Here is a 10,241-nt window from a genome sequence, read left to right as displayed (position 1 = left end):
CTCTGTGGTGAGGGGGCTTGCTCCCGATAGGGTGTGTCAGGCAACTGGTTTGGTGCTGACACTTCGCATCGGGAGCAAGCCCCCTCACCACAGGATTTTGCATACGGCTTGAGATTATTGTCGTCACAGATGCTGCAACAGATCCTCCAGCGCCTCCAACCGCTCGCCATCACCCAACCGCGCGCGCGGATTGAGCGATGACCACTGCGGATACGCTCGGGCCTTTTTCAGCGATTCCGGCAGTTTGCCCTCGCGCCACTGCGTCTGCTCGGCGGGCAGGTTGACCTCGATCCGCTCCAGTGCGGCATGTCCACGGCGTGCCAGCACGGCCAGAAGCCGCTGCTGGCGCAAGGCGAGCAGGCGCAGCACGTTGTCATCCACGGTCAGTTCGCGCTGGCCCTTGAGCTTGCCCAGCAGTCGTGCGCCGTACCCGCGCGCGGTTTGCAGCGCGCCACCGGCCACGGCCCCGGCGAGGGTCGCCAACCCGAGCGTCAGGCCGCCCACCAGCAGATCGATGCCTGCCCCGGCCGCCGCGCCCGCCGCCACCCCGCTGCCCAGTTTGACCCCCAGTTGCTTGAGGGTTTGCGGGTTGAACAAATCGTCACCCCAGCGCCCATCGCTCAAGGGCAGCTCGGCACTGGTGGCATCGTCGAGCCTGAAGGCATACAGGCCCAGCAGCTGCGTTACACAGTGTTGTTCTCGCTGGCGTATGGCCTGGCGTAGCGCCTCGACAGCGGCCGGCGCTTGTTCCTGGGTGGCACTGCGTCGGCACGCGGCACAGTCGATCAGCAATTCGGCGATCAAGCGTGTGGCACTGGTCTGCCGGGCGATTCGCTGCGCCTGCTGGTCATCGATCAGGCGCTGCAAGGCCGGGCGCGAGTGATCCAGCAACAGCGCCAGGCTTTCATACAATCGCCGCTCGCCATCTTCGGGCGGTGCCACACTGTCGAAGCGCACCAGGGCATGCAAGCCGAGACGCGCCAGGGCTTCGCGCCACTCGGCCTCGCGATGATCCGCCGCGCTGACGAAGTTGAGCACCGGCAGCAGCGGCTTGCCGCAGCCCGCCAGCACCTGCAGCTCGTCGCGGTATTTGGCCAGCACCGGCTCGCGGGCGTCGATCACGTACAGACCGGCGTCCGAAGCCAGCAACTGGCGCAGCACCTTGGCTTCCTGTTCGAACCGCTGACGTGCCTCGCTGCCCTGCAAAAAGCGCTCGGTGCGCGCCGGACCATCCAGGCGTTCGCCGGGGCGGTCGAGACGTTCTAGGTAGTCGAGCAGGGCGATGGCATCCTCCAGCCCGGGGGTGTCGTACAGCTCCAGCAATGCCTCACCGTCCACCGACAGGCGCGCGCCCTCGACGTGGCGGGTGGTGCTGGGGCGATGGGACACTTCGCCAAAGCCGACGTCGCGGGTCAGGGTGCGCAGCAGCGACGTCTTGCCGACGTTGGTGTGGCCGACCACGGCAAGGCGCAGGGGGCGTTTCGGCTCAGTCATCGCCGTGCTCCAGCCAGCTCAGCGGTGGCTCCTGCTGATGGGGAAGGTGCAGTCCATTCAAGGCCACGTGCCAGTCGTCGAGGCGTTCAGGATCGAGTCGTTGCCCCGCTGGCGCCGGCAGCAGCCAGATACGCGTGGCGCCGGCACAGCGCGCCAGCTCGGCGATCAGCGCCAGGCTGCCGCGGTCCGGCGAGCGCCGCGGATCACAGGTGATCAGCAAGCGCGCAGGCGGGAAACGGGTCATCTGTTCAAGCAGGCGCTGGCGCGATTCTCGGCTGTCGAGGATGCCGGCGTCCTGCACCTTGGTGGGCAACATCGGTGGCCAGGATTGTTGATCATCGAGCTCGATGGCCACCACCACGGCGCCTTCATTGGCGACTTGTCCGCGGGCCGCTTCAGTCTCGGGCCACTCTTCAGGCGCGGCGTCGCTGATGCCCAGGCGCTCGCTGCTGGGCATCAGTGCTTCGCGCAGGCGCGCATAGCCGGGCAGGTCGAGGTCGATACGCAATTGCCTGCAGCCGCGCCGCCAACGCCACAGGCACAGCGCCCACAGCAGTAGCCGTGGCAGTACGCCATAGACCACCAGCACGCCGACCAGCCAGGCGGCCCAGGCTTGTCGAGTCGCCTCCAGATTGACCGCCGCATCGCCGCTGGCGCGGATCATCTCGGTATCGGGCACATTGAAACCCAGCAGCCCGGGCAAGGCGCCCAGTGCTTGAGTCAGGGCTACAAAGGTGTCGGCGTCGAGCAGAGTGGTTTCCCAGACGAAGCCGTAGCGTCGCGTCGCCAGCAACAACAGGCTGACAGTCAGGGCGCTGAGCATTGCCAGCAGCCACAGGCCGTGGATCAAGGTACCCAGCAGCCAGCGATTGAGGCGGTGGCGTTGCAACAGCAACACCAGCGCCGGGCCCAGGTGCGCGGCCTTGGCATCGCGGGCGAGCTTTTCGCTGAGCCACAGCCACAGACGGCCGAGGCTGGCGCCGTGTTCGCCGCTGAGCAGCAGGCCCAGCGCCCAGCTCAGCAGCAACAGCAGATTCAGCCCCAGCAAACTGCCCAACGCCCAGAACACGTTGACTGGCCGCAGGCCATCGCCCAAGGCGGTGAACGCCAGACCGGCACCGCTGAACAGGGCCATCACCGCCAAGCCGATCAACGCCAGCCGCGCGCCTTGTTGCCAGTGGCGCAGGGCCGTGTCGACGCCGTCGCGCTTGGCCAGTTGGGCGGCGCGGTGGGTGATGCGAGCGGCCAGGGTGCCGCCGCCGTGGCGCGCCAGGCGGTTGGCTTCGAGATCTTCGAGGGGGCCGGCCTGCTCTTCGCGCAGGCGGATGGCTTCGGTGAGCCAGGAGGTATGCAGCAGGCTGGGTTGGGTCACGCCAGATTCCATTAGGGTTCGATCCGCCAAGAGCATACCCCAACCGGGCTGATCCGGCGCCTTGCCTCTGCTATGCTCGCCGCCATGAAAACATCTCTCCCTCTCAGCCTGATCGCCGCTCTCGCGCAGAATCGCGTGATCGGCATCGACAACCGCATGCCCTGGCATCTGCCGGGGGATTTCAAATACTTCAAGGCCACGACCCTCGGCAAGCCGATCATCATGGGCCGCAAGACCTGGGACTCGCTGGGCCGTCCGCTGCCCGGGCGCTTGAACCTGGTGGTCAGTCGTCAGACCGATCTGCAACTCGAAGGTGCCGAGGTTTATCCAACGCTGGACGCCGCCATCGCCCGCGCCGAAGCCTGGGCGTTGAAGCAGGGCGTTACGGAGGTGATGCTGATCGGTGGCGCGCAGCTGTATGAACTGGGGCTGGCGCGCGCCGATCGCTTGTATCTGACTCGCGTGGCGCTGACGCCGCAGGGTGATGCGTGGTTTCCGGCCTTCGATGAGGCGCAGTGGCAGCGGGTGTCGACGGTCGAGAATCCAGCCGTGGATGACAAACCCGCTTACGATTTCGAGGTGTGGGAGCGGGTCTGATTCTGTAGCGAGGGGGCTTGCCCCCGACTGGGCAGGTCAGCCACCTCGCTGGCGCTGACACCATTGATCGGGGGCAAGCCCCCTCGCTACAGGGATCGCGCTAGCCCTGCGCCAACCGCGCATGCTCATCGGCCTGCATCACCGTCTGGTCGGTCTGCTTGAGGATCTGGCTGGTGATGGTCCCGGCGGTCATCGAACCACTGACGTTGAGCGCCGTGCGGCCCATGTCGATCAGCGGTTCGACCGAAATCAGCAGCGCCACCAACGTCACCGGCAAGCCCATCGCCGGCAGCACGATCAGCGCTGCAAAGGTCGCCCCGCCGCCCACGCCCGCCACACCGGCCGAACTCAGGGTGACGATGCCCACCAGGGTGGCGATCCATAGCGGGTCCAGGGGATTGATGCCTACGGTTGGCGCGACCATCACCGCCAGCATCGCCGGGTACAGCCCCGCGCAGCCGTTCTGGCCGATGGTGGCACCGAACGAAGCGGCGAAACTGGCGATCGATGAAGGAATGCCCAGGCGCAGGGTTTGTGCCTCGATGCTCAGCGGGATGGTCGCCGCGCTCGAACGGCTGGTAAAGGCGAACGTCAGCACCGGCCAGACCTTGCGGAAAAACCGCAGCGGGTGCACTCCCGCCAACGCCAGCAGCAGCCCGTGCACCGCGAACATCAGCGCCAGGCCGATATAAGACACCACCACGAAACTGCCCAGCTTGATGATGTCCTGCAGGTTCGAGCCCGCCACCACTTTGGTCATCAGCGCCAGTACACCGTAGGGCGTCAGCTTCATCACCAGGCGCACCAGGCGCATGACCCAGGCCTGCAGCACATCGATGGCGACCAGCACGCGGTTGCCTTTTTCGGCATCGTCCTTGAGCAGCTGCAAGGCCGCGACGCCGAGGAACGCAGCGAAGATCACCACGCTGATGATCGAGGTCGGCTTGGCCCGGGCCAGGTCGGCCACCGGGTTCTGCGGAATGAACGACAGCAGCAACTGCGGCACGTTGATCTCGGCAACCTTGTCGACGTAATTGTTCTGCAGCGCCTGCATGCGCGCCATTTCCTGGGTGCCGGCCACCAGGCCCTCGGCGGTCAAGCCGAACAGGTTGGTCAGGCCCACGCCGATCAGCGCCGCGATGAGCGTGGTGAACAGCAGCGTGGTAATGGTCAGGAAGCTGATGCGGCCCAGCGACGAGGCGTTATGCAGACGGGCCACGGCGCTGAGGATCGAGGCGAAGATCAGCGGCATGACGATCATCTGCAGCAACTGCACGTAGCCGTTGCCGACCAGATCGAGCCAGCCGATGGTGCTTTTCAGCACGGGGCTGTTGTCGCCGTAAACGGCATGCAGCGCAGCGCCGAAGACTACCCCGAGCACCAGCGCCAGCAGCACTTTTTTCGCCAGGCTCCAGTCGGTGCGACGGGTTTGCAGCAGGCCCAGCAGCAAAGCTGCGAAGACCAGCAGGTTGAAGAACAAGGGCAGATTCATGATGGCTCCAAGAGGATGGTCGGGCGCCTCTGTGGGCGCTCTCGCTGGCGGGAAATGCTAACAGAAGATGAGCGTGCGATCCTGTAGTGAGGGGGCTTGCCCCCGATAGGGAGCATCGGCGGCAAGCCCCCTCGCAACGTGGCGGACAGAAAATCGGGCATGAAAATGCCCCGACCAGCGGGGCATTTTTTCACAGCAGCAGCGCTTACAGGCCGTCGAGCATGGCCTTGTTGCGCACGGCGCCCTTGTCGGCGCTGGTGGCCAGAAGGGCGTAGGCCTTGAGGGCGGTGGTCACTTTGCGTGGACGCACTTCCACCGGTTTCCAGCCCTTCTTGTCCTGTTCGACGCGGCGTGCAGCCAGCTCTTCATCGCTGACCAACAGATTGATCGAGCGGTTGGGGATGTCGATCAGCACCTTGTCGCCATCCCGGACCAGGCCGATGGCGCCACCCGAGGCCGCTTCCGGCGAGGCGTGGCCAATGGACAGGCCCGAGGTACCGCCCGAGAAACGCCCGTCGGTCAGCAGCGCGCAGGCCTTGCCCAGGCCCTTGGACTTCAAGTAGGACGTCGGGTAGAGCATTTCCTGCATGCCCGGGCCGCCTTTCGGGCCTTCGTAGCGAATGATGACGATGTCACCGGCTTTCACTTCGTCGGCCAGAATGCCGCGCACGGCGCTGTCCTGGCTTTCGAAGATCTTGGCGTTGCCCTCGAACACATGGATCGACTCATCGACGCCAGCGGTCTTGACCACGCAGCCATCCAGCGCGATGTTGCCGTACAGCACGGCCAGGCCGCCTTCTTGCGAATAAGCGTGCTCGACGCTGCGAATGCAGCCGTTTTCACGGTCGTCGTCCAGCGTCTCCCAGCGGGTTGACTGGCTGAACGCGGTTTGCGTCGGGATACCGGCCGGGCCGGCCTTGAAGAAGTGATGCACGGCCTCATCGTCGGTCTGGGTGATGTCCCATTTGGCGATGGCTTCTTCCATGCTGCGGCTGTGCACGGTCGGCAGGTCGGTGTGCAACAGGCCACCACGGGCCAGCGAACCGAGGATGCTGAAGATGCCGCCGGCGCGGTGCACGTCTTCCATGTGGTACTTCTGGATGTTCGGCGCGACCTTGCACAGTTGCGGCACGTGGCGGGACAGGCGGTCGATATCGCGCAGGTCGAAGTCGATCTCGGCTTCCTGAGCGGCCGCCAGCAAGTGCAGGATGGTGTTGGTCGAGCCGCCCATGGCGATGTCCAGCGTCATGGCGTTCTCGAAGGCCTTGAAGTTGGCGATGTTGCGCGGCAACACCGAGTCATCGTTTTCGCCGTAGTAGCGCTTGCACAGCTCGACGATGGTACGGCCGGCCTGCAGGAACAGCTGCTCGCGGTCGCTGTGGGTGGCCAGGGTCGAACCGTTGCCCGGCAGGGCCAGGCCCAGGGCTTCGGTCAGGCAGTTCATCGAGTTGGCGGTGAACATGCCGGAGCACGAACCGCAGGTCGGGCAGGCGCTGCGCTCGTACTCGGCGACCTTCTCGTCGGAGGCGGTGGAGTCGGCGGCGATGACCATGGCGTCGACCAGGTCGAGGCCGTGGCTGGCGAGCTTGGTCTTGCCGGCTTCCATCGGGCCACCGGAGACGAAGATCACCGGGATGTTAAGGCGCAGGGCGGCCATCAGCATGCCAGGGGTGATCTTGTCGCAGTTGGAGATGCAGACGATGGCGTCGGCGCAGTGGGCGTTGACCATGTACTCGACGGAGTCGGCGATGATCTCGCGGCTCGGCAGCGAATAGAGCATGCCATCGTGGCCCATGGCGATGCCGTCATCGACCGCGATGGTGTTGAATTCCTTCGCCACGCCACCGGCGCGTTCGATCTCGCGGGCCACCAGTTGGCCGAGGTCCTTGAGGTGCACGTGGCCGGGTACGAACTGAGTGAACGAGTTGGCGATGGCGATGATTGGTTTCTTGAAATCGTCGTCCTTCATCCCGGTTGCGCGCCACAGGGCACGGGCGCCGGCCATGTTGCGGCCGTGGGTGGAGGTCTTGGAACGATAGTCGGGCATGGGGCACTCCGGTCGGCTAATCAGGTTTGAACAAGGGAGTGAGCTTCTCTTGGTCCTTGATCGCGTGGCAGATGGCCGCGACCCGGATGGGGCCGGTGACACTGCGGGATCGCCGCGTGCTCGGCCAGAGCTCATAAACCCGCCGGGGGATGATTGGCGATGAATAAATCGATTCTACACCGAGCACGGCGGGAAAAAACGCCGTTGGCGCGCTGACTTGCGCAATTTTCATACAGGGCGGGGTCCTGCGCGAACACATCGCGCAATAGTTGTGCATTTGTCGATCACGCCCGTCCTCCCTACTATTGCGCCGCCGCATGTGCGGTTCAAGAGCCAACAGCACCCATGGACCTTCCCAGTTTTAGTTCGCCAAGAACCAAGACACCGACCGCCCCCGCGGCAGGTTTGCCTGTGAGCTGACTCGGCTTTGCCGTGCCTCTCCAGGCGGCTGCGGGCGCCTGGAGATACAACAATGATCAACGCCCTCAACTTTACCCAACTGCTGCGCAGCGCCCTGCAAGAAGAGAAGTACACCCGACCCAGGGAAGTCGCCGGTCAGCTGCTGTCCGCCGATATCGCCCGCTATCTCGATCAACTGGACGTGGAGCAGATCCTGCCTCTGCTCGAACAGCTGCCGCTCGACAAGCGCGCCGAAGCCTTCGGCTACTTCCCGCTGGAACGTCAGGTCGAACTCGCCGAAGACATGCCCCGAGCAGCCTTGGCCGGGCTGATCGGCGCCATGTCGGCGGATGAGCGTGCAGATCTGTACAACCGCTTCGATCTCCCTCGTCGCGCCACCTTGCTGCCGGCGTTGGCTCAAGCTGAACGTGACGACCTGTGCCGGCTGGCCAGTTATCCACAGGGCAGCGCCGGCGCGGTGATGACCAGCGAGTACTCCACCGTTTCCGCGCAGTTGACCGCTGCCCAGGCCATCGATGCGCTGCGCCGCGAAGCCGCCGATGCCGAGACCATCTATCAGACCTACGTACTGGACGCCCAGCGGCGCCTGCTGGGGACCTTGTCCCTGCGCGAATTGGTGCTCGCGGCGCCGGACACGGCCGTGATGCAGCTGATGAACACCGAAATCATCAGCGCCCAGGTCAGCGTCACGCAGGAGGAAGTCGCGCGGCTGATCAACCAGTACGACCTGCTGGCACTGCCCGTCGTCAATTCGCAGCGGCAACTGGTCGGCATCGTCACCTGCGACGATGCCATGGACGTCGTGGTCGAGGAGGCCACCGAAGACTTCCACAAAGGCGCACTCATCGGTACCCACATCGGCAACATGAAAAGCGCCACGGCTAGCCTGCTCTATCGCAAGCGCGTGCTGTGGCTGGTGCTGCTGGTGTTCGGCAACCTGTTCTCCGGGGCCGGTATCGCGGCGTTCGAGGATGTGATCGCATCGCACATCGCCCTGGTGTTTTTCCTGCCGCTGCTGGTGGACAGTGGCGGCAACGCGGGGGCGCAATCGGCAACCCTGATGGTGCGGGCACTGGCCACCGGCGAGGTGCTGCTGCGCGACTGGGGGCGCCTGCTGTGGCGTGAATGTGCCGTGGCCCTTGGACTGGGTGTGACCATGGCCGTGGCGGTGGCTTCGCTGGGAATCCTGCGCGGTGGTGTGGACATCGCCGTGATCGTCGCCAGCAGCATGATGATCATCGTCTTGTTGGGCAGCTTGATCGGCATGAGCCTGCCGTTTCTGCTCAGCCGCTTGCGCTTCGATCCAGCGACGGCGAGTGGGCCGTTGATTACTTCGATCGCGGATGCGGCGGGGGTGTTGGTTTATTTCGGGATTGCTTCGTATGTATTGGAGCTTTGAGGCAGATAGCTGGCCGGGAATGCTTTGGAACGACACGCAGCCCCATTGCAGGGCTGCACGCTTCCCTCACACTCAGCTGTTCGGCAACAACCGGCAAGTAATGCTCTTGATATACCGCGTTTCCGGGATCGCCGGGTGTACCGGGTGATCCGGACCCTGGCCGCCGCGTTCGAGGATCTGGATGTTGCGGTCCAGGTGGCGGGCGCTGGTCAGAAGGATGTTTTGCAGGTCGTCTTCGGGCAGGTGCATGGAGCACGAGGCGCTGACCAGAATGCCGTCCTTGGTGAGCAGGCGCATGGCTTGCTCGTTGAGGCGGCGGTAGGCGCCTTCGCCGTTTTTCAGATCTTTCTTGCGTTTAATGAACGCGGGTGGATCGGCGACGATCACGTCGAAACGTTCTTCGCCGGCTTTCAGTTCCCGCAGCGCCTCGAAGACATCGCCTTCCATGCAGGTGACTTTTTCGGCAAAACCGTTGAGCGCGGCGTTGCGCTCGACGCCGTCCAGCGCGAAGCTCGAGGCATCCACGCAGAATACTTCACTGGCGCCGAAGGCACCGGCCTGCACGCCCCAGCCGCCGATATAGCTGAACAGGTCGAGCACGCGCTTGCCCTTGACGTAGGGCGCCAGGCGCGCACGGTTCATGCGGTGGTCGTAAAACCAGCCGGTCTTCTGGCCTTCCATGACCGGCGCTTCGAACTTCACGCCGTTCTCTTCCAGGGCGACCCACTCCGGCACCATGCCGAACACGGTTTCGACGTAGCGCGGCAGGCCTTCGGCGTCACGGGCAGCGGAGTCGTTCTTGAACAGCACGCCACTCGGCTTGAGCACCTGAATCAAGGCGGCGAGAACGTCGTCCTTGTGGCGTTCCATGGTCGGCGATGCCAGCTGCACCACCAGAATGTCGCCGAAGCGGTCGACCACCAGGCCTGGCAGCAGATCCGAGTCGCCATAGACGAGGCGATAGAACGGCTTGTCGAACAGACGATCGCGCAGCGACAGCGCCACGTTCAGGCGGTGCACCAGCAGCGACTTGTCCAGTGGCAGCTTGGCATCGCGGGACAGCACGCGGGCGCAGATGAGGTTGTTGGGGCTCATGGCGACCACGGCGAGCGGCTTGCCGGTGGCGGATTCGAGGATGGCCTGGTCGCCGGCGACGAAACCTTGCAGCGGGGTGGCGGCGACGTCGATTTCGTTGCTGTAGATCCACAGGTGACCGTTGCGCAGCCGGCGATCGGCGTTGACTTTGAGGCGAAGGCTGGGCAGGGACATGACGTCGCTCCGGAAAAAAGAGCGGGAGTATACCTTGTAGGGCGCGGCGCGGGATGACCATTCACCGTTGATGTGTCAGGCACCGCCCGGAAGCCATCACCGCAAGCGAACCCATTCACGCATATGAAATTTTGACGCCGATTGCCCGGCG

At 64.6% G+C, this 10,241-nt stretch carries 7 protein-coding genes; 2 read left to right on the top strand and 5 right to left on the bottom strand.

Going from position 1 to position 10,241, the window contains the following annotated elements; translation table 11 throughout:
- Window positions 1-123: 123 nt before the first annotated feature.
- Window positions 124-1,494: a DUF3482 domain-containing protein gene (locus tag AC3WJP_RS07440; protein ID WP_493720413.1), complete on the bottom strand. Its 1,371-nt coding sequence runs from the start codon at window positions 1,492-1,494 to the stop codon at window positions 124-126.
- The gene (locus AC3WJP_RS07435; protein ID WP_493720414.1) at window positions 1,487-2,878 is read right to left on the bottom strand and encodes a DUF2868 domain-containing protein; all 1,392 of its coding nucleotides are present in this window, start codon (window positions 2,876-2,878) and stop codon (window positions 1,487-1,489) included. Before AC3WJP_RS07435 ends, AC3WJP_RS07440 begins: the two co-directional genes overlap by 8 nt.
- A gap of 72 nt (window positions 2,879-2,950) precedes the next feature.
- Here AC3WJP_RS07435 and AC3WJP_RS07430 point away from each other — a divergent pair, with 72 nt between their 5' ends.
- Window positions 2,951-3,463, top strand: coding sequence for a dihydrofolate reductase (locus tag AC3WJP_RS07430; protein ID WP_493720415.1), 513 nt, complete (start codon window positions 2,951-2,953; stop codon window positions 3,461-3,463).
- 100 nt (window positions 3,464-3,563) lie between these two features.
- Here the strand turns inward: AC3WJP_RS07430 and AC3WJP_RS07425 are convergent, their stop codons facing one another.
- Window positions 3,564-4,955 (bottom strand): L-cystine transporter, encoded by a 1,392-nt coding sequence (locus AC3WJP_RS07425; protein WP_493720416.1) that lies wholly within the window; start codon window positions 4,953-4,955, stop codon window positions 3,564-3,566.
- Window positions 4,956-5,160: 205 nt separating this feature from the next.
- Window positions 5,161-7,002, bottom strand: a complete 1,842-nt coding sequence (gene ilvD, locus AC3WJP_RS07420; protein ID WP_493720417.1) for a dihydroxy-acid dehydratase — start codon at window positions 7,000-7,002, stop codon at window positions 5,161-5,163.
- A 472-nt stretch (window positions 7,003-7,474) separates the two neighbouring features.
- On the opposite strand from ilvD, the gene mgtE reads away from it, so the two are divergent.
- On the top strand, window positions 7,475-8,821 hold the full coding sequence (gene mgtE / locus AC3WJP_RS07415; RefSeq protein ID WP_493720418.1) for a magnesium transporter: 1,347 nt from the start codon (window positions 7,475-7,477) through the stop codon (window positions 8,819-8,821).
- Between the two features lie 72 nt (window positions 8,822-8,893).
- Here the strand turns inward: mgtE and AC3WJP_RS07410 are convergent, their stop codons facing one another.
- Window positions 8,894-10,090 carry a class I SAM-dependent rRNA methyltransferase gene (locus AC3WJP_RS07410; protein WP_493720419.1) on the bottom strand — a complete coding sequence of 399 codons (1,197 nt, stop codon included), beginning with the start codon at window positions 10,088-10,090 and terminating at the stop codon, window positions 8,894-8,896.
- Window positions 10,091-10,241: the final 151 nt, after the last annotated feature.

Source organism: Pseudomonas sp. GW821-FHT01A09 (assembly GCF_058986725.1).
This window is presented reverse-complemented; position numbering and strand designations above follow the sequence as displayed.